Source organism: Paraburkholderia sp. 22099 (assembly GCF_052045835.1).
GTDB lineage: Bacteria > Pseudomonadota > Gammaproteobacteria > Burkholderiales > Burkholderiaceae > Paraburkholderia > Paraburkholderia terricola.
This window is the reverse complement of the sequence record NZ_JBQEPU010000001.1, coordinates 79,904-103,877: the sequence shown is the minus strand read 5'-3', so window position 1 is coordinate 103,877 and position 23,974 is coordinate 79,904. Positions and strand designations below refer to the sequence as shown.

At 66.5% G+C, this 23,974-nt stretch carries 22 protein-coding genes and 1 tRNA gene; 5 read left to right on the top strand and 18 right to left on the bottom strand.

Going from position 1 to position 23,974, the window contains the following annotated elements; translation table 11 throughout:
• Window positions 1-101: 101 nt before the first annotated feature.
• Window positions 102-1,121: a zinc-dependent alcohol dehydrogenase family protein gene (locus ACTJLC_RS00440; protein WP_440843151.1), complete on the bottom strand. Its 1,020-nt coding sequence runs from the start codon at window positions 1,119-1,121 to the stop codon at window positions 102-104.
• Window positions 1,122-1,247: 126 nt separating this feature from the next.
• Between ACTJLC_RS00440 and ACTJLC_RS00435 the strand changes: the two genes are divergently transcribed.
• Window positions 1,248-2,156, top strand: a complete 909-nt coding sequence (locus ACTJLC_RS00435) for a LysR substrate-binding domain-containing protein (RefSeq protein WP_073426694.1) — start codon at window positions 1,248-1,250, stop codon at window positions 2,154-2,156.
• Window positions 2,157-2,362: 206 nt separating this feature from the next.
• On the opposite strand, the gene ACTJLC_RS00430 is transcribed toward ACTJLC_RS00435, so the two are convergent.
• The 10 genes from ACTJLC_RS00430 to ACTJLC_RS00385 form a co-directional block, all read right to left on the bottom strand.
• A complete protein-coding gene (locus ACTJLC_RS00430; protein WP_440843210.1) occupies window positions 2,363-4,390 on the bottom strand; it encodes a hypothetical protein in 2,028 nt (675 codons plus the stop codon).
• Between the two features lie 218 nt (window positions 4,391-4,608).
• Window positions 4,609-5,226 carry a hypothetical protein gene (locus ACTJLC_RS00425; protein WP_310128848.1) on the bottom strand — a complete coding sequence of 206 codons (618 nt, stop codon included), beginning with the start codon at window positions 5,224-5,226 and terminating at the stop codon, window positions 4,609-4,611.
• 105 nt (window positions 5,227-5,331) lie between these two features.
• The gene (locus ACTJLC_RS00420; RefSeq protein ID WP_073426692.1) at window positions 5,332-5,949 is read right to left on the bottom strand and encodes a hypothetical protein; all 618 of its coding nucleotides are present in this window, start codon (window positions 5,947-5,949) and stop codon (window positions 5,332-5,334) included.
• 135 nt (window positions 5,950-6,084) lie between these two features.
• Complete coding sequence (locus ACTJLC_RS00415) at window positions 6,085-6,717, bottom strand: hypothetical protein (RefSeq protein ID WP_083083676.1); 633 nt, start codon at window positions 6,715-6,717, stop codon at window positions 6,085-6,087.
• Window positions 6,714-7,274 (bottom strand): hypothetical protein, encoded by a 561-nt coding sequence (locus ACTJLC_RS00410; protein ID WP_310128844.1) that lies wholly within the window; start codon window positions 7,272-7,274, stop codon window positions 6,714-6,716. Before ACTJLC_RS00410 ends, ACTJLC_RS00415 begins: the two co-directional genes overlap by 4 nt.
• Before the next feature lie 89 nt (window positions 7,275-7,363).
• Complete coding sequence (locus ACTJLC_RS00405) at window positions 7,364-8,422, bottom strand: extracellular catalytic domain type 2 short-chain-length polyhydroxyalkanoate depolymerase (RefSeq protein WP_073426935.1); 1,059 nt, start codon at window positions 8,420-8,422, stop codon at window positions 7,364-7,366.
• A 285-nt stretch (window positions 8,423-8,707) separates the two neighbouring features.
• A complete protein-coding gene (locus ACTJLC_RS00400; RefSeq protein WP_440843150.1) occupies window positions 8,708-9,190 on the bottom strand; it encodes a hypothetical protein in 483 nt (160 codons plus the stop codon).
• A 22-nt stretch (window positions 9,191-9,212) separates the two neighbouring features.
• Window positions 9,213-9,659 (bottom strand): lysozyme, encoded by a 447-nt coding sequence (locus tag ACTJLC_RS00395; protein ID WP_073426688.1) that lies wholly within the window; start codon window positions 9,657-9,659, stop codon window positions 9,213-9,215.
• Window positions 9,652-10,359, bottom strand: a complete 708-nt coding sequence (locus ACTJLC_RS00390) for a DUF2589 domain-containing protein (protein ID WP_440843149.1) — start codon at window positions 10,357-10,359, stop codon at window positions 9,652-9,654. Before ACTJLC_RS00390 ends, ACTJLC_RS00395 begins: the two co-directional genes overlap by 8 nt.
• A 31-nt stretch (window positions 10,360-10,390) precedes the next feature.
• Complete coding sequence (locus tag ACTJLC_RS00385; protein ID WP_073426686.1) at window positions 10,391-11,068, bottom strand: DUF2589 domain-containing protein; 678 nt, start codon at window positions 11,066-11,068, stop codon at window positions 10,391-10,393.
• Window positions 11,069-11,344: 276 nt separating this feature from the next.
• Between ACTJLC_RS00385 and ACTJLC_RS00380 the strand changes: the two genes are divergently transcribed.
• Entirely contained in the window at window positions 11,345-12,022 is a 678-nt protein-coding gene (locus ACTJLC_RS00380; RefSeq protein WP_083083683.1) for a LuxR C-terminal-related transcriptional regulator, read from the top strand.
• 141 nt (window positions 12,023-12,163) lie between these two features.
• Here the strand turns inward: ACTJLC_RS00380 and ACTJLC_RS00375 are convergent, their stop codons facing one another.
• Together ACTJLC_RS00375 and ACTJLC_RS00370 are read right to left on the bottom strand one after the other, a co-directional pair.
• The gene (locus ACTJLC_RS00375; RefSeq protein ID WP_083083684.1) at window positions 12,164-12,967 is read right to left on the bottom strand and encodes a bestrophin-like domain; all 804 of its coding nucleotides are present in this window, start codon (window positions 12,965-12,967) and stop codon (window positions 12,164-12,166) included.
• 2 nt (window positions 12,968-12,969) lie between these two features.
• Window positions 12,970-14,115, bottom strand: a complete 1,146-nt coding sequence (locus tag ACTJLC_RS00370; protein WP_440843148.1) for a hypothetical protein — start codon at window positions 14,113-14,115, stop codon at window positions 12,970-12,972.
• A gap of 466 nt (window positions 14,116-14,581) precedes the next feature.
• Here ACTJLC_RS00370 and ACTJLC_RS00365 point away from each other — a divergent pair.
• Window positions 14,582-14,658 (top strand) — tRNA-Asp (locus ACTJLC_RS00365).
• An 83-nt stretch (window positions 14,659-14,741) separates the two neighbouring features.
• A complete protein-coding gene (locus ACTJLC_RS00360) occupies window positions 14,742-16,679 on the top strand; it encodes a SurA N-terminal domain-containing protein (protein WP_440843147.1) in 1,938 nt (645 codons plus the stop codon).
• A 111-nt stretch (window positions 16,680-16,790) separates the two neighbouring features.
• Here ACTJLC_RS00360 and ACTJLC_RS00355 read toward each other — a convergent pair whose 3' ends face one another.
• The gene (locus tag ACTJLC_RS00355; RefSeq protein ID WP_073426682.1) at window positions 16,791-17,132 is read right to left on the bottom strand and encodes a hypothetical protein; all 342 of its coding nucleotides are present in this window, start codon (window positions 17,130-17,132) and stop codon (window positions 16,791-16,793) included.
• Window positions 17,133-17,250: 118 nt separating this feature from the next.
• Window positions 17,251-17,940 carry an arylesterase gene (locus ACTJLC_RS00350; RefSeq protein ID WP_073426681.1) on the bottom strand — a complete coding sequence of 230 codons (690 nt, stop codon included), beginning with the start codon at window positions 17,938-17,940 and terminating at the stop codon, window positions 17,251-17,253.
• Between ACTJLC_RS00350 and ACTJLC_RS00345 the strand changes: the two genes are divergently transcribed.
• Window positions 17,939-18,625: an ABC transporter ATP-binding protein gene (locus ACTJLC_RS00345; protein ID WP_073426680.1), complete on the top strand. Its 687-nt coding sequence runs from the start codon at window positions 17,939-17,941 to the stop codon at window positions 18,623-18,625. The genes ACTJLC_RS00350 and ACTJLC_RS00345 overlap by 2 nt on opposite strands.
• 185 nt (window positions 18,626-18,810) lie before the next feature.
• Here the strand turns inward: ACTJLC_RS00345 and pgi are convergent, their stop codons facing one another.
• The 3 genes from pgi to ACTJLC_RS00330 form a co-directional block, all read right to left on the bottom strand.
• Window positions 18,811-20,433 carry a glucose-6-phosphate isomerase gene (gene pgi, locus ACTJLC_RS00340; protein ID WP_440843146.1) on the bottom strand — a complete coding sequence of 541 codons (1,623 nt, stop codon included), beginning with the start codon at window positions 20,431-20,433 and terminating at the stop codon, window positions 18,811-18,813.
• Window positions 20,434-20,728: 295 nt separating this feature from the next.
• On the bottom strand, window positions 20,729-22,315 hold the full coding sequence (locus tag ACTJLC_RS00335) for an NAD(P)H-hydrate dehydratase (RefSeq protein ID WP_310128826.1): 1,587 nt from the start codon (window positions 22,313-22,315) through the stop codon (window positions 20,729-20,731).
• A gap of 237 nt (window positions 22,316-22,552) precedes the next feature.
• Window positions 22,553-23,851, bottom strand: a complete 1,299-nt coding sequence (locus tag ACTJLC_RS00330; protein ID WP_310128824.1) for an FAD-dependent oxidoreductase — start codon at window positions 23,849-23,851, stop codon at window positions 22,553-22,555.
• Window positions 23,852-23,974 lie beyond the last annotated feature (123 nt).

Below are 23,974 nucleotides of genomic sequence, written 5' to 3'. Positions count from 1 at the left end.
GCAAACGTGCGTGCCGTGACACGCGGCATGCACACCGCCTTGCTTCGATTCATTCACGACATCAACGACATCGACGACATCAAGGATCGAGCAGCGCCGCGCTACGGCGCGACGCGAATCACCACCTTGCCGAAGTGCTGGCCCGACTCGAGATGCCGATACGCGGCCGGCGCATCCTCGAAACCGAACACGCGATCCACGACCGGCGTGATTCGATGCGCGTCGACGAGCTTGACGACGTCGTCGAGCATCGAGCGGCTGCCCACCATGATGCCGTGCAGCCGCTTGATGCCGCCGATCACGGCGAGCAGTTCGAGCTCCGGTCCCGCGAAGCCGCTCACGCCGCCGATGATCGACACGAGCCCGCCCATTTTCGTGGCGGCCACCGAGCGCGGCAGCGTGTCCCGGCCGCCCACCTCCACGACGATGTCGGCGCCCATGCCATCGGTCAGCCTCGACACTTCGTCCTGCCATTCGGGCGTGCGCCGGTAGTTGATGGTTTCATTCGCGCCGAGCTTGCGCGCGCGCTCCAGTTTCTCGTCGCTCGACGACGTGATGATCGTGCGCAGACCCGCCGCGTGCGCCAGTTGCAACGCGCAGATCGACATGCCGCCCGTGCCGAGCAGCACGACCGTCGCGCCGGGTTTGGCGTCGCCGTCCGCGAACAGCGCGTTCCATGCGGTCACGCCGACACACGACAGCGTCGCGGCCTCCTCATAGCCGAGATGCGCCGGGATCGGCGCGAGGCTCGTTTCACCGGCGACGAAGCGTTCGGCCAGCACGCCGTCGATGTGCGCGCCCGGCGACTCGGCCACTTTCCACGGCGCCGGGCCGCCATCGATCCAGTGCGGGAAATACGTGTTGATCACGCGATCGCCGGGCTTGAAGCGCGTCACCTCGCGGCCCACCTCGACCACCTCGCCCGCGCCGTCGCAGAGCGGAATCAGCGGCGCATCGCGCAGGCCGAGATAGTCGCCGCGCGCGAACATCAGGTCGCGATAGTTGAGCGACGCCGCGTGAACCTTGACGACGACCTCGCTCGGCCCCGGCGTGCGCGCCGCCGCATCGCCGCGCTGCAAACCGGCGATGCCGCCGCCGGGTTTCAATTTCCATGCGTTCATAGCGACTCCCGATGTGATTGGAGCACCTATGATAGTGTCGCTGCGAAGGACGCATTGACGAGACTTTGACGACTTACCGTCGCCTGCCAGGACACAACGCGGCGGCGAAAAAAGGAGGCGCAAGCCATGGACGAACGGTTGCGCGGCGTTGCCGAATTTGTCGACGTCGTGGAGGCCGGGAGCTTTGCCGCAGCGGGCGAGCGCCTCGGCGTCACGCGCTCGGCGATCGCGAAGATCGTGGCCCGGCTCGAACAGCGGCTGGGCGTGCGGCTGTTGCAGCGAACCACGCGACAACTCGGATTGACCGACGAAGGGCATGCGTACTACGAGCAATGCCGCCGCGTGATGGCGGAGTTGGGCGCGGCCGAGGCGGCGCTCGACGCCGGCCGCCGCGAGCCGGCCGGGCGGCTGCGCATCAGCGCGCCGGTGCTGTTCGGCCGGCAATGCGTCGCGCCGGTGATACTGAAGCTGGTCGAGCGTCATCCGTTGCTCGATGTCGAGATGTCGTTCAGCGACCGCAATGCGGATCTCGTCGAGGACGGCTTCGATCTCGCGGTGCGGATCGGCGCGCTGCCGGATCATGCGACGCTCGTGGGCCGCCGGCTCGGCGTGCAGCGCATGGGCATCTGCGCGTCGCCCGCGTGGCTCGAACGGCATGGCCGTCCGTCGGGTATCGACGAACTCGGTTCGCAGGTGAGCATCGCCTATGGGCGCGGCGGACAAAGTGCGCCGTGGCGCGTGCTCGGCGCGGACGGTGAAGTGCACGAGTGCCGTCTTGCGGCGCGGCTGCGCTACGACGACTTGCAGGCGATCGCGGACGCCGCCGCTGCCGGCGCGGGCCTCGCGTGGCTGCCGTGCTGGCTGATGGCGCCTTACCTGCGCGACGGCCGCCTCGTGCTCGTGATGGACAGCAACAGCGTGCTGGGCGCCGAGGTGCACGTCGTGCGCCCGAAGGCGCGTCACATGCCGTCGAAGGTGCGCGTCGCGATCGACGCGCTCGTCGAGGAAGTGCCGCGCGTGCTGGCGCGGATATGAGCGGGCGGGGCGGCGTAGGGCAGCGCTGCTCGCGGCCCTTCGATCCAGCGAGGCGGCCTGTTCCCTGGGGCCGCCGCGAGAGGTCCAGATTGCCTTGGGCGAGTTCGCCTGCGGCCACCGGGATCGATTCGGCAAAGGTCCTGAGATCATGTCGACATGCTGAAGGCGTGATTCGACGTCGCCATGCGGCTGCCGCATGGCGAGCCTCATTGCGGCGTGCCGGCCTGATAGCAGGCCTGCGTGCCCGTGGTCTGATAGACGAGCCGGTAGCCGCTGGCGGCCGTCGCGTCGGCCTGTTTCGACGCGAGCGTGAGCCAGCCCTTGCGCGTCGGCGGCAGCGGCCGGATCACGAGCGCGGCGAGTTGCGGATCGGCCGCGGCCGCGGCCGCGCCGATGATGCGCCGCACGTGCGAGAGGCTGCCCGCGTACCAGCCGAGGAACGGACGATAGGCGGGGCCGGCATAGTGGCTGTCGATGATCATCCACGGATCGTGTCCGGGCTGGCCGAGATTCGCGAGCGTATCGGTCGGACCGAGCAGCGCCTGAAAGTCGCCGCCCAGCCGCGAGTCCGGTTGGCCGATGCGGTTCACGTCGTATTTCGCGCGATCGGCGCCGGCCTGCAAATCGCTGAAGCGCTTGCCGGTCCACGTGATCACGTGCGCGAGCTTGTAGTCGTCGGCGAAGGTGCCGCTGCCGACCTTGTCTTTCTGCGTGATGTACAGCAGGTCGCCGGGCAACAGGTATTGCTCCATCGCGCCGATGTTGCCGCGGTTGATGTCGAGCAGCACGCCCGTCAACGGATCGACTCCGCTGGCGGGCGTCGCGCACGCCTGCGCGCTGATGGCGCCCGACAACTGATTGCTGGCGAGCCCCGCGAAGTTATAGACCCACGAGGTGAAATTCGAACAGTCCGCCCCGTTCCACATCAGCGCTTGCGACGTGATCGGAGCGGGCGTTTGCGACGCCGAGGTCTGAATGGTCTGCGCGCCGTCGGCGCCGCGCTGCGCGGTGCAGGTCATGCTGGCCGAATGCGCGTCGGCCGAACCGCCGCTGGTGCTGCCGGCCGACGAATCGCGATAGTCGATCGACCCGGTGTTCTCGGGCGGCGTCCAGCCCGGAATGTGATGGTGGCAGTAGTTCAGGTTCTGATCGACCCAGTAGTTCTCGATCGCCATCACGAGTTCGCGCCTGAACGTGTCGATGTCGGCGCACGACGCGGGCGGCGCGATCCTGCCGTAGCTCGCGGCATGCGGGCCCCACGTGCTGGCGGTCGGATAGGTCGACCAGTTGCTGCTCGTCATGCCCGGCGCGAGCGACGCCTGCACGTCGTTCTTGCGGCCCTGGAACAGCCACAGGTTTTCAGCGAGCAAGGCCACGCGGTCGCCGCACGCGGCGCCCGACGCCGTGGCGGTTTGATTCTCCGATGCCTGGGTGGTGTTCAGCATCGCCAACGAAGTGATACCCGAGCGGTTCAGCGGATTCACGCTGAAGTTCGCCGCGCCGGTCGTGACCGGGCAGGCCTCGTCGGCGGGCGCGGCGAGCGTGCCGTCCGCGGCGAGGTTGCCCGCGCCCGCGTGGCAAGCGGCCAGCGTGTCGCCCCTGGCCGACTGCGCGACGATGTTTTGCACGCTGGCCGCGAGCGTCGCGCCGGTGTCGCCGCGGCTTTGCGATTCCGCGCCGAGCGCGAGCGCCATGCGGTTGCCGTCCGTGACCGTGCCGGTCGGCGTGTGCGCGGCGACGAACGCGGGCGGTGTTTGCTGCGGGTCGATGCCGCCGAGAAACGCGGCGACGCGCGCGGCGGCCGCCGCGATATTCGCGGGCGTCAAGCCGCCCGCGGCCTGCGCATCGGCGACCACCGCGCTCGAAAACGCGGACACCAGCATCGCCGAGGGCCGCGCCACATAAACCGCGGACAACGTGCCGCCGTCGACCGACGCGCTCGTGCCGGTGGCTTCCTCCAGATACGACCCACCGCTCGCGCGCAGCAACAGCGGCCAATGCAGATCGGCGGGCAAGGCGAAGCGGCCGTTTTCATCGCTGACGGTGCGCGCGACCGGGGTCGCGCCGATCTTGCCGTCGCTGTCGATCGCATACGCGCTGACAGTCGCGCCCGCGACCGGCCCGAGATACACGCTGCCGTCCACCATGCGCGGCGACGCGGCGCTGCCGCCGCAAGCGGCGAGCAACACGGACATGAAGGGGAGGCAGGCGAGCAGGGCGGTGGAGACGATCAATCGGCGCATGGGTAATTCCAGGTCGAGGAGGAATGGCATTGACGCGATTAACGGCACCTTACTGTACAACTTGATTGGAAGTTTTACGTAAGCCTCGCCGCTGCAGGCTTGCCACTATGCGCGATGAATCGAGGTCTTTCGTGATGGTGTTTTCGAGCGCTCAAAAGCGAACCGGCCCGCGACATGCGGGCCGGCTGTTTTACGGCATCGGCGTTCGATCAAGCCATCACCACGTTCGCGAGCCGGAACTGATACGGCACCGCCGTCGTGCCGCCGCCGCCGCCCGTCATCACGATGTCGCAGCGCGCGATGCCGAGCAGCGAGAGTTCGGTGTTGATATCGGAGAGCACCGCCGAATTCATCACCGCGCCTTGCTCGATCTGCGACGCCGTGCCGATCCACAGCGTCGGCTTGAATTCGAACACGGCCTTCTGTCCCGGCACGATGCCCGTCTTGTGCGCGAGCAGCCGGTTGTCCTTGAACACGCCGGCGGTGATCGCGCCGCTGCGCAAGTCGTTGCGCAACTGGATCTCCCGCGAGCTCGACGCTGCGCCCGCCACGCCCAGCACATTGCCGGAAGCCGCGCGCGTGACGCTGAACATCTGGCCGTTTTGCGCGGGCCGCCGCGGCATGTAGTTGCCGTCGGCGTCGCTGGCGGTGAGGGTGGTTTGCATCGGAAACACGAACGGATGATTGTCTCCCCGCCCGCAGTTGCTGATCACCTTCCACGCAATCGCGAGTTCGTCGAAATCCGTCGAGACGTTCTTCTGGAAAATCACGACCTGACTGTTGTTGACGTCGTTGGAGAGGTTGATGAAGTTGAGCTTGATGTCCATGACTGACCTTTTCCGAATGGAGTGAGACGGCGCTGGACCATGCGAGGTCCGGCGCCGCCTGGATGTTGCCTGGATGTTGCCGCGTGTGGAAACGCCGCGACCTCGTCAGGCCATGACGACGTGTTCGAGCCGGAACGTGAACGGCAGCGAACGCGGGCCGGGACCGCCGCCCGTCATGACGATGTCGGCGCTGGCAATGCCGAGCAGCGAAAGCTCGGTATTGATGTCGGAGATCACCGCCGAATTGAGCAACGCGCCCTGTTCGATCTGCGACGCCACGCCGATCCACAGCGTCGGCTTGAACTGGAACACGGCTTTTTGCCCCGGCGCGATCGACGTCTTGGTCGCGAGCGGACTGCCGTCCTTGTAGATGGTCGCGTTCGCCGCGCCGTTCGGCAGATCGTTGCGGACCTGCACCTCGGAGCTGTTGCCCGGCTCGGTGCCGAGCGTGAGCACGTCGCCCGAGGTGGAGCGCACGATCTGGAACACCTGGCCGTTGCTCGCGGGCTGCTGCGGCATGTAATTGCCGTAGCTGTCGCTCGCGCTCACGTTCATCGTCATCGGAAACTTGAACGGATGATTGTCGCCCTGGCCGCAGTTGCGGATGACCTTCCACGCGATCGCCAGTTCGTCGAAGTCGGTCGCGACGTTTTTCTGGAAGATCACGATGCTCGAATTGTTAGCGTCATTCGAACGGTTGACGAAGTTAAGCTGAATGTCCACTTGCCTGCTCCTTGAAGTTTGAAATACGGCAATCGGTTTGCCGCGCACCTTCCCACCGGCCGGCCCGGCGGGCCGGCCGTCAAACGAAACCGGAGGGGAGCCCGCCGTGCGGCGGGCGTCGTCGCGTGAAAGGCGCTACACGTGCACGACGTTTTCGAGCGCGAAGCCGAAGGGCTGCGCGTCGGCGCCGCCGCCGCCGCCCGTCATCACGATGTCGGCCGCGGCGATGCCCGCGAGCGGCAGCATGGTGTTGTCGCTCGACAGCACGGCGGAACTCAGCGCGCGGCCTTCCTGCACTTGCGACGCGGCGCCGATCCACAGCACGGGCGTGAAGCGGAACACGGCCTTCTGGGCCGGCGCGACGGCCCATTTGGCGGCGATCAGCTTGCCCGCGCTGAACGCGTTGACGTTGACCGCGCCGCGCGTCATGCGGTTGACCACCTCGATTCCCGCGCCGCCGCCGACGCCGCCCGCCGGCGCCGGCTCGGCGACGAGCCGGGCGCGGCCGGTCGGATGGACGCCGACCGTGAATCGTTCGCCATCCTGCGCGGTGGCGCGCGGCGAGTAGTTGCCGTGCTCGTCGCCCAGCGCGATTTCGATCGCGGTCGAGTAGACGAACGGATGGACACAGTCGCGGCCGCAGAAGCGGATCACTTTCCACGCGATCGCCAGCTCGTCGAAATCGGGCACCACGTTGCGCTGGAACAGCACCACTTCGCTGTTGCCGCGATCGTTGGACCGGTTGATGAAGCGCAGTTGGATGTTCATTGCGCTGGCTCCGTGGTGTTGGTTGTATCCGTGGTGCCGTCCGCGAGGTGCTTTTCGACCCACTGCGTGAGCGCCGGCGATACGCTGCCGGCAACCGACGCGGCATGCAGCGCTTGCGCGCGGCTCTGCGCCTGCAGATCGGTCGCGAAACGGCCGAAGGCCATCGCGGCGTCGCTGGCATTGCGGCTGCGCGAGAGGTCGTCGAGGTATTGCGCGGCGGCGTCGCTGAGCGCGCCGCTGTGTTGCGCGTGGCCTTGCGCGATGCGCGTCGCGAGGTCGGCGTGAATCGCGGCCAGTTCCTTGATCGCGGCCGCCGCGCCGGTCAGCGCGAAGCGCTCGCGCTGCTCGCGCCAGCCGGCGTCCAATGCCGACTGCGATGCGGCGCTGTACTGCTGGGCGCTTTGCAACGCGGTGCGCGTGAGCGCGCGCCACGCGCCGGGATCGGTGGCGGCGCCCGCGAGTCCAGCGGGATGAGCCGACTGCGCGACGAGCTGGCTGAACAAACGGAAGGCGGCGAGATTGGCGGTTTCCCACTGCGTGATAAAGGTCGAGAGCATGACGGCTCCTGGTTCGGATCGGGTTCGGGTTGAGTTCGGGTTGAGTTCGGGTTGAGTTCAGAGCGAGTGCGAGCAAGCAAGGACGCTGTTCACTGACGCGCGCCGCCGAGGCGCTCGATCATCTTCATCACCGCGGCCATTTGCGGCGCCTCGCGGGAATAGAAGTTGGGATGGATCGGATCGGGACTCGTGTAGCCCCAGAAATCCCAGCAGCCGAGCGGATTGACCGCCGATTTTTCGGTTTGCGGATAGAGCACGATCAGGCGGTTCGTATCGGCGATTTCGTTGTAGCCGGCGCCGCGCACGAAGCGTTGACCGACCGCGGCGGCGTTTTGCACGCAGCCGTGAAACGCGACGTGCACGCCGCACGCGACGCGTTGGCAATCGGCCGGCACATAGACGTAGGCGAGATCGGCCAATGACGCGCGGCGCTCGGGATCGAACGCGCGCTGGTCGAAGCTTTGCAACTGGCCGCCGGCCTGGGCGGCGGGCGCGTTCAACGGCGCGTTCGGCCGTGCGTAAATCCAGCGCAGAATCTCGTGCGCTTGCTCGAAGCCGCAGTTGTTGATGTAAGGGCCTTGATTCGCGCTGCACGGCGAGTCTTCGGGATTGTTCGTGATCAACGCGTGGCCCGCTTCGGGGTGGCGCTGATACTGGATGTTCGGCTTCGGCACCTGAGCCAGTTCATAGAAGCGTTCGGCCTGATCGACCACGCGCGTGGCGACCACCGTGTCCTTCGCGCCGCTGAACAGGTAGAAGCGCTGCTCGCGCAGGTTGGCCGGGTCGTCGATCTGTTTTGCCTTGGCGTAACGCTGCGCGGCGCGCCATGCGCCTTCCGCCGACGGCGCGGCGCCGGCCGGCTGCATGCACAACGTCACGGCCGCCACGGCGGGCGCGATGAAGTCGGACTCGCCGGCGCAATCGAAGGCGCCCCCGGCGACGATCCCCGCGCCGACCAGGCGGCTCGACCACGCCACGTCGAATTGCGCGGCCATGAAGGCGCCCGACGACAGCCCGGAGACGGACGTCTGTTGCAGATTCGCGCCGAGCGCGGGCAGCGCGGCGAGGTCCGCGGCGTTCGCGCTCGTGAGCGTCGCGGCCAGCACGAGTGCGCCGAGCCGCAAACGCAGAGCGAGGCGCTGACGCATGCCGCGTTGCCTGAAAGTTCTGAATAACGAATCATCGATGACGGCTGCCGCATTCATACCGTTGCTCCTGTAGGTTCTGGTGTTCGCCGGATGCACGGCGAGCGCATGGGTGTTCGCGTTTCTGTTCGCGTTTCGGGCGGGTAGGGCTTGCGTTGCGTGAATCTCACTACGCTTGCAGAGTACGTGGGCCGCGCATCGGCATGAATGGGGCGGAAGGCCGGTATGCGACATAGAACGGATGGCCCATGAACCGATAGCGCACGCAATGGGCCGCGCTGCTTGCGGTCAGCGCGCGGCCTCGCGTGTGCAGAACGACACCGGTATCGACACGCCGCGGTCCACCGTCGTGACGGCGATGGGGCGGTTCGCCTGTGTGTAGCGCAAACGGTGGATGCCGCGCGGCCCGAAACCGCTGTCGATGTCCGCGGCGAGGTCCGTGCCGTCGGGTAGTCGCGCGAGGCTCCGGCCGCTCATCATCGCGGGGCGGCGCTGCGGGTCGTCCCAGTCGGCGTGGTCGGCCGACGTATAGAAGTTCGGCAGGACGCCGCGGGTGTAGAGACTGTCGAGCGTTTGCGCGAGCCGCTCGGCACACCTCGCGCACAGCGCCGGCTGATGCGCGAGCTGCAACGCCTGGTTGATGCGCGCGGCTTCGGCGTCGCAGGTGAGCGGCGTCGGCTGCTGCGCGTGAGCAAAACTCGCGAAGCCCGCGAGGCAAACCGCGATGGCGGCCGTGACGATGCCGGCTGCGGCACGATGGTTCGAGATCATCGGAAAGACCCCTTTGAATGCGCTAGGAGAGAAACAGCTTGCGTTCGGCCTGGCGGCGGCGCGTGAGTCCGGCAAGCGGCTTGCCGCCCGCCTTGTTCCACACGAGGAATTGATCGGCGGCACGAGCGGGCGAGCCGGCGTTCAGATAGCGCAACAGGGTCGACGAACGCAGCCGTCCCGCGCCGAGGTTGAACACGAACGACATCAGCGCGTCGAATTGCTGCTGCGTGATGGGCACGCGCACCAGCTTGCACAGTTGCAATTCGGCGCCGCGCAGGTCGCGCCTGAGCAGCGCTTGCGCTTCCGCTTCGCTGAGCGGGCGATCGAAATGCTCGTGCGGCAGGATCAGATGTCCATAGCCGATGGTCGGCTTGCCGACCGCGTCGAGATAGCGCTGAAGGCGCAGGCCCTCGAAGTGTTTGATCAGGTCGATGCCTTGCGCGCCGGTGCGCGTGGGTTGGTCAGTCATGAGGTTTCTCCGGTTCGTCGTGACGTTTGCGCGGCACGAGTCGATGGGTGTACTCGTCGATCACGCGCATGATCGCCTCGGGCGGCGCGAGCGCCGTGAACTGCATTTCGATGTCGATGTGCTGGGTGTCGCGTTGCGCCTGCCGGCCCTCGGCATCCTTGCGCGCCGATGGCGGAGCGAGCGTGACGAAGAAGCGCCCGCGTTGATCGCCGCCGGCCAGTCCGCCCGCGGGCAGCGCTTCGGTGAAGTCGGCGCGCACGGTCAGATGCACGACCATCCTGTCGAGCGCGAGTCCGCGCGGCGTGGCGAGCGCGACGAGCGGCACCGGCATGGTGTGCTCCGCGTCGAGCGCTAGTTCGACGACGCGCGGCGACAGCAAACCGTCCTCGTCCTGATCGAAGAACTGATCGAGCACGGCGGTGTACTGATGCGCGAGCAACTGGTTCGCGGCGGCCGCGGCGTGCTGCATGCCGCGGGTGATTTCGTCGAGCGCGAGGCCGCGCGGCGGGGGTGGGTTGGCGTTGGGCGGCGGCGGGGTGTCGCCGGGTGGGGGAGCGCCGGGCGGCGCGCCGCCGCCGTCGTGCGCGGCGGCCGCCTCGCCGTCGACGGCATCGGTCGGGACCGCGTTCGCGGCGTCGTCATGCGAAGGGGGATGGGCCGGCGAACGTTGCGCGCCGCGCCGCCTGAAAAAATTGAACATGATGTCCGTCCGCCGTCAGTGGCCGTCGCGCTTACTGATGAGCGGGCTGCGGCTGGCCGCCCGCCGCCTGCGTCGCGCCGCCGGCCGCGGACTCGCCGATCAGCTTGCCGTCGGTCGGCGTCGCGGGCAGCGCCTTCACGTCCTTCGACTTGTCCTCCGTCACGACCGGTTTGGTGGCCGCATCCGTCAGAAAGTCGATGACGCGCATCAGCGCCTCGGGCGGAGGCTGCCGCTTGACCTGCGTGTGGATCGAGTACTTGGCGCGCGTATCGGTGCTGCGGGTCTGCTCGGCCTTGTGCGATACGCGGCCCGACATGCTCACGCTGACCGGTCCCCAGCCGAGCTTGACCTGCAACTCGCCGCCCGCTTCGGTCGACGACGACGACTTCTCCGACTGCGTGATTTCCAGTTCGAAGTCGATCGTGCCTTCCTCGATCGCGATGATCGGATGGACGATCGCGGCCAGCAGCGGAATGCGCATGGTCTTCTGCACCACGCCTTTCGATACGCCGCTTTCGTCGACGAGGGTTTCATCGTAGTCGAACTGGACGGCCACCGCCTTGCCGTCCTGAATGCAAACCTGCATCAGAAAGTCGGCGTAACTTTTTGCCGCCTGGGTTTGCGCGGTAATCATTGCTTTCAATGGGCCTGCGATCATTTGGTCCATTGGCAACGCGTTAATGACGGAACCGATGAAATTAGCATCCATACAAACCTCCAGTGGTGAAAACCGGGTAGTGCGAATACACTGCCTTTATTCAAGTTACATAATCTGAAGGCCCATTTGGAGAGGCCGGCCGTCATGGATGTAGACAGGGGTGACGGTCATGGAAAATCGTAAAGAATTAATGTGCCTTTTGCATTAGAACGTTTGTCACGGATCAACGGGCCTAGTGCGTCGTTTTGAAAAGAGCGGTAAAAGCGAGCCGAAGAGACGCGAATAACGTGAACCCGAGCGTCTCGCTACCGAGGGGAACCGCGCAAAATGAACGTTCTAATGATCGATAGTCCGCCGTTGTTCGTGGCGGGAGTGGCCGATGTCTTATGGCGGCGCGATAGCACTTGCCAGGTGTGGTCGGCTCAGTGCGCTGACGACATTTACCGCATCCGTGAGGAATTCCCGCCGGGCACGGTCGGCGCGGTGACGCTCGAATGGGACGAGCGGGCGGCGCGCATGGGCTGGCCCAAGCTGCTGCAGGACACGCTCGGCACGGTGCCGTGGCTGTTCGTCGTGCGCACGGTGTACCGCCAGGCGATTGCCGACGCGCTGATGGCGGGCGCCGCGGGCATCGTCGAGCGACATGCGAGCGCGGACGAGTTCGCCGATGCGCTATGCCGCGTCGCCTCGGGCGCGATTTACGTGCCGCCGAGTTACGGTCTCGCCGCCGGCGTCGCGTCCGGGGAATCGCCTTCGGGCGACCGCGCGTTCGAGCGCCTCACGCCGCGGCAGCGCCAGGTGCTGCGGCTGCTCGCCGAAGGCAAGTCGAACAAGCAGATCTGCCGCGTGCTGAACGTCGCCGAGGGAACCATCAAGAACCACCTGTATGCGCTATTCCGGCAGATCGGCGTGAGCAACCGCACCGAAGCCGCACTGTGGCTGTCGCGTCATATCACGCCGGAAAGCGCGTACCTGCAAGCGACGGTATGCGCGGTACATGAATAAAAGCCGCGCCCGTTCGCGGCCCGGATGAATGACCGCACGCGTGCGCGCGCGGCGGAAGGGGACTCGATCGGGCGGCGGCGCGTCGGCTGTATCGGCACTCTATCGGCGTGAAGCGCGCCGTCCTCGGCGGCGGCGTTGCGCTCAGGCCGGCGCGCCCGGATGCCCCTCGTCCTCGGCGGCAAGCGTTTCGATCGCATGCCGCAACGGCGCGGGACTCACGCTGACCTCGCCGGCGAACGGCCGGTCCACGGCCAGGACGAAAAAGAACGCGAGCCCGAGCGTGGTCGCCCAGATGGTGACGAGGCCGAAGTGAAAGCGCGTCGCCGGCAACACGTACAGCAGCACGAGCGAGAGCGCGCTCGCGATCAGCATCACACCCCATAGCGTCGCGGGCATCGCGACGTCGAGCGCTTGCAGGCGATGCTCGCGGAGCTTGGTCATTTCATTCACGCGGGCGAGCACTTCGGTGAGCAGCGCCCGTTCGCGGTCGCCCGTCGGCGTGATGCGGTTGGTGGTCGCGAACATGCGGCTGAACGCGGCTTCGGTGGCGGCATCCGCGCGGGCGTGCTGCTGCATTTGCGGCCATTCATCGCGCACGACGTGCTCCATGTAGACGATGAGTTCGCGCCGCGCCGCTCGCGCGTCGGGCTTGCCGAACGACGCGAGATCGCGCGCCAGTTCGGTCGCGCATGCGGCTTCGGCGGCGACCGTGCCGGCCGCCGCATCGTAGGTGCCCCATACGGTGACGGCGGCGAACGCGACCAGCAGCGAGTTGATGGTGGTGACCGCGGACATCATCGCGACCGTCATGCCGCGCTGCTCGGCGTCGAGCCGGATCGGAAAGCAGCGGCGAAACAGCAGGTAGCCGGCGAGCGCCGCAACGAGCGTGGCGCCGACGACCAGCATGCCCATCACGGCGGCCGGCAGGTTGTAGAGGAAGAGCATGGTTACTCCGTGTCGTTTGAGAATGTCGTGGAGGAGGGGCTGAATGAAGGGCTGAACGGATCGCCGGCGAGCATCGCGCGCGTGAGTTCGGCGAGGCGCCGGCGAGCGGTGTCGGCGGAATCGGGCTTGTCGAACGACTGCTGCAGATCGAGCAGACTGGCGGCGAGTTCGCTCTGCCATTGCGTGCGTTCGCTGGCGGCTTGCGCGCGGCGCGTGTGCAGCGCGGCGTCGACATCGGCGGAACGATCGCCGCGCACGAGCGTGTCGAGCGTATCGACGAGGCGTTGCAGCAGCCGATGCACGGCGGTCGCCGAGAAACCGCCGAGCATCGCGAGCGCGGGTTTGCCGAAGCTGTGCATGCCGCCCTGATCGAAGAGCCGCGGCGGCAGCAGCTCGACCAGAATCAGCCCCGCGATCACGCCGAGGATCAGCCGCGCGCCGTACGACGCGTCGTACTTCGGGTCGTAGGTCGACGCCGCGATATAGCGATGCGCCTGAAACAGCGTGGCGAACGACGCGCCGAGTCCCGCGCAGAACAGCAGAAAGAGCGCGTTCCACAGCAACTGCGTGCCGTGCGAATCGAGAAAGCCGCGCTCGACGTTGTCCGCGGACACCTCGGGCGAGAGCCCGGTTGCGATGACGGCGATCAGAAACGAAATCGCCGCGACCGTCAGCAGGCGGATCAACGGAACCGGACCGAGCCACCCGAGCGGGCGGGTGAGGCGATGCTGTTCATCCAGCAACGTAACGGCTTGCGGCGTGGCGGGCGCGATCAGCGCCGCGAGCTTGCGGTGGATCGACGCGAGCGCGTGTTGTGCCGAGGTGGAGTGACGCGGTGTGGCATTCGCGGCTTCGTTGGACGGTGCGTTGGACGGTGCCGTGGACGGTGCGGTGGACGATGAAGCGCCTGACAAGACAGCCGGTCGCGTATCGGACGGCATGCCGTCGATCAGCGCGCTCAACAGCGCGATCGTTTCGGGCGCGACCGGCAGGCCGTGGTGCAACGCATAACGCGCCATCGCCTCGCATTCGTCGCGCAGTTGCGCGAGCAGCGCGCCGGGCGACGCGCCATCGTATGATGCGTGACGCTGTGAGGCGCGCGATGCGTCATGAAAGCGAAGACGCTTCGCAAAGCGATAGATGTCCATTCGAATGACCTGTCCGGTGTCGGGTGGCGTCCGGCGCGAGATGCGCTTAACGGCAGCGACCACTTTGCGTGGCTAACGGATCGCGGACAATCGGGCGGAAGTCATGGACGAAGGCATGACGAAGCGCCCATGAAGGGCGTTGGGCCGACTACTTATATAAAGAGGGAGCGGGGCGAAGCATGCGTGATGCAGCGTTTCGCGCGACACGTGTGCCGCTTTTCGTGCTGATCGGTCCGTCCTCATAGGGCAGGACTGCCGCGCTGCACAACGAGATCGCGGTCGATTTCGCGAGCGGGTCGGGCGCGCGTCATGTGCCGGCCGGCTTCGATTCGCAGGGCAGCGGGCGCGTGAATGTCATGTATGCGGGGCGTGCCTGGGTGCTTGCTCGCGTCGGCCGCTCGGCAGATTTCTGTTGCGGTGTGGCGACAGATGAGGCAAAATCACGGGCTCTTGTAGAGCAGTATCAGGAGTGGTAGTTCAGTCGGTTAGAATACCGGCCTGTCACGCCGGGGGTCGCGGGTTCGAGTCCCGTCCACTCCGCCAGTATCCTCGAAAGGCGAACTCCGGTTCGCCTTTTTTATTGCCCGCTGTTGTAATATCGGGCGTTCTGTTTTTGGCACTCACGCATGCTCGATTTTTTCCGCAATCACAAACGCCTGATGATGTTCATGCTCATCCTCGTCATTGTGCCGGGGTTGGGTTTTGTGGGCATTCAAGGCTTCCGCGGCTTTTTTGACGAAAGCGCAAACGTTGCGAGCGTCAACGGTCACAAGATCACGCGCGCGGAATACGACAGCGCGATGCGTCAGCAACTCGACCGCGCGCGGCAGATGCTCGGCGCGCAGTTCGACATGAAGTCGTTCGATACGCCGGAGCGCCGCAGTCAGATGCTCGACGGCCTGATCGAGCAGCGCGTGCTGGTCGACGAAACGCAGCGTCTGCACCTCACCGCGTCCGACGACGCCGTGCGCCGCGTATTGCTCAACGATCCGGTGATCTCGTCGCTGAAGAAACCCGACGGCACGATCGACGTGGACCGTTACAAGCAGTTGCTCGCCATGCAGGGCATGACGCCCGACCAGTACGACGAACGCGTGCGCTACGACATCTCCACGCAGCAGTTGCCGGCCAGCATCCAGAGCAGCGCCTTCACATCGAAAACCCTCGCACAGCATCTGACCGAACTCGCCGAACAGCAGCGCGAAGTGCAGGGCATCGCGTTCCATCCGCGCGACTACGCGGCGAAGGTGCAGCCCACCGACGCGCAACTGCAAGCCTATTACGACGCGCATCGCAACGACTTCGCCACGCCGGCCACCGCCACGATCCAGTACCTCGTGATGTCGCCGGCAAATCTCGCGGCCTCGGTGCAGCCGAGTGACGCCGATCTGAAGAAGTACTACGAGGACAACATCGCGCATTACCGCACGGAAGGCCAGGTGCGCGCGAGCCACATCCTGATCGCCGCGCCGAAGGATGCGAGCGCGGCCGACAAGGCCAAGGCGAAACAGAAAGCCGAGGCGTTGCTCGCGCAGATCAAGGCGCACCCGGATCAATTCGCGCAGATTGCACAGCAGGATTCGCAGGATCCGGGTTCGGCCTCGAAGGGCGGCGACCTGGGTTACTTCAGCCGCGGCATGATCGCGGGCGGCCAGGCATTCGACGACGCCGTGTTCGCGCTGAAGAAAGACGAAGTCAGCGGCATCGTGCAGACCGACTTCGGCTATCACATCGTCAAGGCGACGGACGTGAAGCCGGCCGTCACGAAACCGTTCGACGAAGTGAAAGACCAGATCGCGAAAGAGGTGAAGACGCAGCAGGCGGCCAAGGCGTTTAGCGACGACTCGGAAGGCTTCACGTCGATCGTCTATGAAAAAGCGAAGAGCCTGCAACCGGCCGCGGACAAATACAAGCTGCCATTGCAGACGGCCACCGTCACGCCGCAGCCGAACCCGAAGCTGCCGCCTGACAGTCCGCTGAACAACGCGAAGTTTCTCGCCGCGGTGTTCGCGAACGACGCGGTGACCGCGCGCAACAACACGCAGGCCATCGACGTCGGCGGCAACACGCTGATCGCGGCGCGCGTCACCGACTACAAGGCCGCGGCCGTGCCCGCGCTCGACGCGGTCAAGGACACCGTGCGTCAGAAGGTGATCGCGGCTCAATCGAACGAGGCCGCTCACAAGGACGGCATCGCGAAGCTCGCCGAGTTCGAAAAGTCGAAGGCCACCACCGGCTTCTCGTCGCCGCTGAAGGTTTCGCGCAATGACGCGCAGGGCATGCCGCCGGTCGCATTGAGTGCAATCTACAAGGCGGATGCGCAAAAGTTGCCGGCCTACGTGGGCGTCGATCTCGGCGACGACGGTTATGCGATCTATCGCGTGAACTCGGTCGTCGCGGGCGCACCGATCGATCCGCAACGCCTCGCCGCCGCACAGCAGCAGATCGCGCAAGTCGACGCGCAGTCTGAAGCAGAGGCTTATCTGGAAGCGTTGCGCGCGCGCTCGAAGGTGAAGTTCTACGGTTCGCTGGAGAGCGGCAACGCGCAGGCGAGCAGCGAATGAGCCGGCCGCAACGCGTGAAATAAGAAAAGCCCCGCAAATGCGGGGCTTTCTTTTTGCCGAGCATGAAAGCTCATCAAACGGTTTGCTTCAAACGCCTCGACGCCCGATGCGTTACAGGCAGGCGCTGATCGCGCTGGTGGCATCGCTGCCCGCCGCGCCACTCGCGCGGAAGCCGACCCACGAACCCTTGCCGGAATACGAAGGACGCACCACCGCGGCTGCGCCATTCGGCGGCTGTTGACCGGGGACATAGACGTCGACGGCTTGATCGTTGGCGAGCGTGTCTTGCGACACGACCTGCTGTTGCGAGCCGTCAGCCCATTTCTGCGCGATGCAGGTGGCGACGGCCTTCGGTGCCTGCTGGCTTTGGCCCACTGACTGGACGCCCGCCGGCGGTTGAGCGGCGCAGGCGGAAATTGCCACGGTCAAAGCGATTAACGGTAAGTATTTCACGTTATCTCCTCAGGAATTCGCTCAAAAAACGAGCCGGGTTACATGGAGTTGAAGGTGTCAGATAGACCTTACCGATCCATGTTCCCGAAGTTCTGGAAACAAGTTGTTAGCGGACTGTTCAGTGCGGCGAACTTGTGCGAAGGAGTGGCTTGACGGCGGGCCACACGTTATCGAGTAGCACTGGTTGTGCCTGCACGGTGGGATGCAGTTGATCCGCCTGGAACATCTCGGGCTTGTCGGCGATGCCCGCGAGCATGAACGGCACGAGCGGCACCCGAAGCTGTTTCGATAACTGCCCGTAGAGGCCGTGGAACTTCTGCGTGTAGTCGGGGCCGTAATTGGGCGGCACATACATGCCGACCAGCACGACCTTCGCGTGACCTTGTTGAGCCTGCTCGATGATCGTGCGCAGGTTGTCTTCGGTGGTGGCGAGCGGTACGCCGCGCAAGGCGTCGTTCGCGCCGAGTTCGACGATCACGATGCTCGGCTTCAGGCGCTGCATGAGCGCCGGCAAGCGGGCCCTGCCGCCGCTGGTGGTGTCGCCGCTGATGCTCGCATTGGCGACGCTATAATCGATTCGCTCCTCGCTCAGGCGTTTGCGCATCAACGCGACCCAGCCGGTGTCGCGGGGCAAGCCGTATTCGGCGGAGATGCTGTCGCCGAGTACGACGATCACCGGCCTGGCGGGCTCGGGCGTGTTGGCGCCATGAGCCGCGAAGGGCAGCGAACACAGGGCGGCGGCCATGACGGCCGAGCCGAATGCCGTAGTCAGCGCTATGGCGCGCACTTTCAACCTACGCTTCACCATGCTAAACAAAACTGATCCAGTCATTGAAGTGCGGGGTTTGTGCAAGAAGGTTAAGGATGCAACAGGCGAACTGACGATTCTCGACAACATCGATCTTGCTATCGATGCCGGCAGCAGTGTGGCGATCGTCGGTGCATCCGGGTCGGGCAAGTCTACGCTGCTCGGCTTGCTCGCAGGATTGGACAGCGCAAGCTCGGGCTCGGTTCGGCTGCTCGGGCGCGAGCTCGCCGAATTGAACGAAGACCAGCGCGCGGCGCTGCGCAGCGGCTCGGTCGGTTTCGTCTTCCAGTCGTTTCAATTGATGCCGCATTTGACCGCGCTCGAAAACGTCACCTTGCCGCTCGAACTGCAAGGCGGCATCAGCACGCGCGAGGCCGCGGCGCGTGCGCGCGGCTTGCTGGAGCAGGTCGGGCTCGGGCAGCGCACGGGCCATTATCCGAAGCTGCTCTCGGGCGGCGAACAGCAACGCGTCGCGCTGGCGCGCGCGTTCGTCACGCATCCGGCGATCCTGTTCGCGGACGAGCCCACCGGCAGTCTCGACGCGGCCACCGGCCATGCGGTGATCGACCTGATGTTCGAGATGAACCGCGCGAACGGCGCCACGCTGATTCTCGTCACGCACGACGTCGAACTGGCGCGCCGCTGCGATACCACGGTGACGATCGAGGCGGGGCGGCTGGCCTGACAGGGCGGCGCGTCGTTGAAGATCTAAAACGTTCGATACGGCAAAGCGAGCAAAGCGCAAAAAAGCGGGCCGCGAAGGCCCGCTTTGTCATTCCGGCTTGCTCGACCGCGGCAACGCGCAATCGAACAAGCCGCACGCATCGGCGGCGCCACGCAAGCGCTCCGCCCGCGCTCATTGCTTCGATGTCACCGCTTCAACGCGGCGCGCGCCCGCGCGATCAACGCCGAGGTCGACGAGTCGTGCTTCTTCTCATCGACGCTTGCCGCGGTCAGATCGGCCTCGACCACCTTGCCGAGAATCTTGCCCAACTCGACGCCCCATTGATCGAACGGATTGATGTTCCAGACCGACGCCTGCACCAGCACCTTATGTTCATACAACGCGATCAACGCGCCGAGCGAACGCGCGGTGAGCGCCTCGACGAGCAGCGTGCTGGTCGGCCGGTTGCCCGGAAACACCAGGTGCGGCGCGAGTTCCGGCTGATCGGCGCCGGCCACTTTTGTCGCTTCCTCGAGCGTGCGGCCGAGCATCAATGCCTCGCTTTGCGCGAAGCAATTCGCCAGCAGCTTCGGATGATGGCTCGCGAGCGGATGCTCCGGCGTCAGCACCGCGATGAAGTCGATCGGCACGATCGTCGGGCCTTGATGCAGCATCTGGAAGAACGCATGCTGGCCGTTCGTGCCGGGTTCGCCCCACGTCACCGCGGAGGTCGGATAGTCGACGGTTGCGCCATCGAGACGCGCCGACTTGCCGTTGCTCTCCATTTCGAGCTGTTGCAGATACGAGGGCAGGTAATGCAGCGCTTCCGAATACGGCGCGACCAGATAGCTTTGCGAGCCGAAGAAGTTGCGATACCAGATGCCGAGCATGCCGAGCAGCACCGGCAGGTTTTTTTCGAGCGGCGCGTCGCGGAAATGCTGGTCCATTTCATTAGCGCCGGCGAGCAGTTCGCCGAACTGTTGCGGGCCGACCGCGATCATGATCGACAGACCCACCGCCGACCACAGCGAATAACGGCCGCCGACCCAGTCCCACATCTCGAACACGTTTTCTTTCGCGATGCCGAACTTGACCACTTCCGCGGGATTGGCCGACACGCCGACGAAGTGCTTCGCCAGCGCATTTTCCGGGCAACCCTTCTGGACGAACCAGTCGCGCAGCGAGCGCGCGTTGGTCATGGTTTCGAGCGTGGTGAACGTCTTGGAGACGATGATCGCGAGCGTTTCCTCGGGATCGATCTTCTGCATCACGTTGTAGAGATCCGCGCCGTCGACGTTGGATACGAAGTGCGTGGTGATGTCGGGCGTGGCCAGATGCTGCAGCGCGTGCACGACCATCTTCGGCCCGAGGTCCGAGCCGCCGATCCCGATGTTCACCACGTAGCGGATCCGCTTGCCGGTATAGCCGGTCCATGCGCCGCTGCGCACCTGGTCGGCGAACGCGGCCATCTTCGCGCGCTCGGCCTGTACCTGCGCGTGGAACGGCGCGTTCGGGTCGCTGGCGCGCAAGGCCGTGTGCAGCGCGGCGCGGCCTTCGGTGGGATTGACGACTTCACCCGCGAACATCGCGTCGCGGCGCTGTTCGACGCCCGCTTCGCGCGCGAGCTGCACGAGTAGGTTCAGGGTTTCGTCGGTGATGCGGTTCTTCGAGAAATCGGCTGCGAGACCGCCGCCCGCGAACGCGAAGCGCTCGGCGCGAGTGGGGGCGGGGTCGTTCTCGGGGGCGAACCAGTCGCGCAGGTGCGCATCGCGAATGCTTTCGTAATGCGTTTGCAGCGAGGACCAGGAGGGGAGCGAGTTCTGCGTCATAGCGTCCGTCTAACGAAGGGGCACGAAGAAAGGCGTGCGCGTGAAGCGCTGCCGAGGATGATGCAACGATGCTGTTAGAGCGATGCCGCGCGGCCGGTTCGCCGCGGCTTGCGCTGAAACCTCTGACTGGCAGCCTCGCGATGAAGCCGCCCGTTGAAGTTTCGCCGCAACCCGCGAAGGACCCAACCCGCGGCGCAGTCGGTCAGTATAACGGCGTTGCGTGACAGGTGGCAGCGGGGTGGCAGCGGGGCGGCAGCGGTTTGGCCGGGCCGCGCAAGCGACGGGATCGACGTGGTCAGCTCGTAGCCGGATAGAACAGCCGGTTCAGCAAGGTCCGCACCATCGGCGCCAGTTCGCCCGCCGTCAAACCGGCCGGGCCGTGGCCTTGCGCGCTCAGCGTATCGGCGGCGAGGCCGTGCAGATAGACGCCCGCGAGGGCCGCTTCGTAGCGCGGCAGATGCTGCGCGAGCAGCGCCCCGATGATGCCGCCCAGCACGTCGCCGGTGCCGCCCGTCGCCAGCGCCGCGTTGCCGGTGGGATTGATCGTGAGGCGGCCGTCCGGCGCCGCGATCACGGTGCCGCTGCCCTTCAGCACGACGACGCTGGCGAAGCGCGCGGCCAGCGCGCGCGCCGCGGCGAGGCGGTCGCGCTGCACGCCCGGCGCGTCGGTGCCGAGCAGGCGCGCGGCTTCGAGCGGATGCGGCGTGAGGATGCACGGATCGCCTTGCACGCCGCGCGCGGTGAGTTCGGCGGCGAGCGAGGGGGCTTTGGCGAGCAGATTCAGCGCGTCGGCATCGAACAGCTTGGGCACGTCGAGCGGCAGCACGTCGTGCATGACGCGCGTGGCGCGCTCGCCGTGCCCCATGCCGCAACCGACGGCGAGCGCGTCCATCTTGTCGAGCGGCAGCGCGTCGACGGCATGCAGCATCAGTTCGGGATGCGGCGGATCGTAGGGCGGGGCGCCTTCGCCCAGGATGGCGACATGAACCTTGCCCGCGCCGGTGTAGAGCGCCGCGCGCGCGGCGAGGATCGGCGCGCCGCACATGCCGGTGTCGCCGCCGACCACCGCGAGGCTGCCGAAGCTGCCCTTGTTGGTCGCGAAGTCGCGCGGCGGCAGAAAGGCGGCGAAGAGTTCCGGCGCGTTCAATTGCACGGCCGTGCGGGCGCTGCAATCGACGCCGATCGGCGCCACGGTCACCGCGCCGGCGAGGTCGCGCCCTTGCGCGGTGAAGAGGCCGGGTTTCGCGCCGATGAACGTGATGGTGTGCGTGGCGTGGACCGCGGCGCCGTCGCCATTGCCGACGATCGTGCCGGTGTCGCTGTCGAGGCCGCTCGGCACGTCGAGCGCGAGCACGCCGCCTCTTCTTGGCCTGGCCTTCGCGCGTTGCGAGAGTTGCCGCGCGAGGCTCGCGAACACGCCTTCGAGTTCACGCGTGAGGCCGATGCCGAACATGCCGTCCACGAGCCAGGTGTAGCTGTCGAGCGAGGCGGGCGGCGCCGCGCTGATCGGCACGCCCGCGGCGCGGGCCGTGTCGAGCGCCCAGCGGGCGTCGGCCGGCTTGACCTCGACCGGCATGCACAGATCGACGGCGATGCCGGCCTGGTGCAGCTCCGTCGCGAGAATGAGGGCGTCGCCGCCGTTGTTGCCCGGCCCCGCGACGAGCCAGACCTTCTGCTTCGATTTTCCGATCGACGTGTCGCGGGTGATCTGCTCCTTCAGAAAGCTCGCGGCGGATTTGCCCGCGCGCGACATCAGCGTATGAGGCGGCAGGGACGCCGACGCCTGGGCCTCGGCGATCCGCAGATCGGTCAGCGTGAGGAGAGGAAGCGCCCGGTTGTGCGGACTGGTGAGCGTGGGCGGCGCGAGGTCGGCTTCTGTCATGGCGGAGGCGGGCGGGCACCTGTTGCGAGGTGAGGAGGCTGCGGGAATCACTATGGTAGTGCCTATGCGGTGCCGATGCGTGATGGGGTTGCCTGGCGTTGTGCCGCCTCGTGCACGCTCCCGATGCCCGGTGTCCGGTGTCCGGTGTCCGGTGTCCGGTGTCCGACGCCCGCCGCCTCACCGCACCCAGGCGCCCCGCTTTCCGCCGCGCGTGAACACAGCGGCGCCCACCGCCTCCTACTTGAACCGATCCGCGCGCAGCGCGGCGAGTGTGTCGACGGGCAGATCCGGCGCACTGCCCGTGATCAGGTCGGCGATCAGCTTGCCCGACCCGCATGCGAGGCCCCAGCCGGCGGGGCCATGGCCGGCGTTCACATAGAGCCGCGGATGCAGCGCGTTGCCGATCACCGGCAAGCCGTCCGGCGACAGCAGCTTGACGCCTTCCCACGGCAAGGCCGCCGAGATGCGGGCGGCGCCCGGAATCCAGTCGTGGGTCGCCTGGCCGAGCAGCGCCAGCGCCTCCTTCGTCACCGCGTCGCCGAGCGGCTTGTCGAGCAGGGCGGGGCTCTGCAAGACCGCGCCGCCCGCGATCCGCAGGCGGTGATTCATGCGGCTGATCACGATCCGCTTGACCGCGTCGACGATCGTCACGTGCGGCGCGCATTCCTCATGCGCGATCGGCGCAACCAGCGTGTGCAGGCGCAGCGGACAGAGCGGCAGCCGCAGCCCCAGGCGTTCGAGCAGCGGCAAGCTGCCATGCCCGGCGGCGACGACGACCGCATCGGCGTTGATCACGTCGACTTCGCGTGAACGCGACGCCACGCCGGGACCCGGCGCCAGTTCCACGCCGGCGCGCTGGCCTTCCAGACGGATCGCCGAGACTTCGCAGCCCAGCATGAATTGCACGCCGCCCTGGGTGTCGAGGACCTGCTTGACGAGCTTCGTGAAAAGCGGGCAGTTCGCCGTGCGCTCATGCTCGAACAGCACGCCGCCGGCGAATTCCGGCTCGGTTCGCACGGAATGCTCGAAGGCCGCGCATTCGGCGGGCGTGAGTTCGTGGTACGGCATTTCGTGCAGGCGCAGCAGACCGAGCGCGGGCCGCAGTTGCTCCCACTCCTGCGCCGAACGCACCAGATGAAGCAGGCCGCTCGCCTGCTCGAACTCGAGCCCGAAGCGCGCTTCCATGTCGGCCAGCGTCTCACGCGACATCTCGATCAGCGGGCGCAGCAATCCGTATTGATGGCCGTACGGGTTCGGATCCTGGAGCCTCGCGAGCTGCTTGACGAACTGGCGCGCCGGTCCGTTGAAGCCGGCCTTGTTGACCACGCCGTTCCTGGCGTTCTGACGGCTCGCCATGTAGGTCGGGCCGAACCATACGTCGAGCGGAGTGGGCAGCACGATGCCGCTGTGCCCATAGGTGGCGCCCTGCGCGACGGTGGCGTGGCGCTCCACGACGCAGACCCGATGACCGGCCGCGCGCAGTTGGTAAGCGGTGGCGACGCCTGCTATCCCGCCGCCAATGACGATGACATCCATGTTCTGATTCGAGTTGCCGGCGGGACGCCAAACTGCGCGTGCCGCTCGAGCGTGGCATGCGGCGCGCGGCCCGGCATGACTCACGCCGCTCGCGCCGATCTGATGAAAGGGCGAATGATAGCA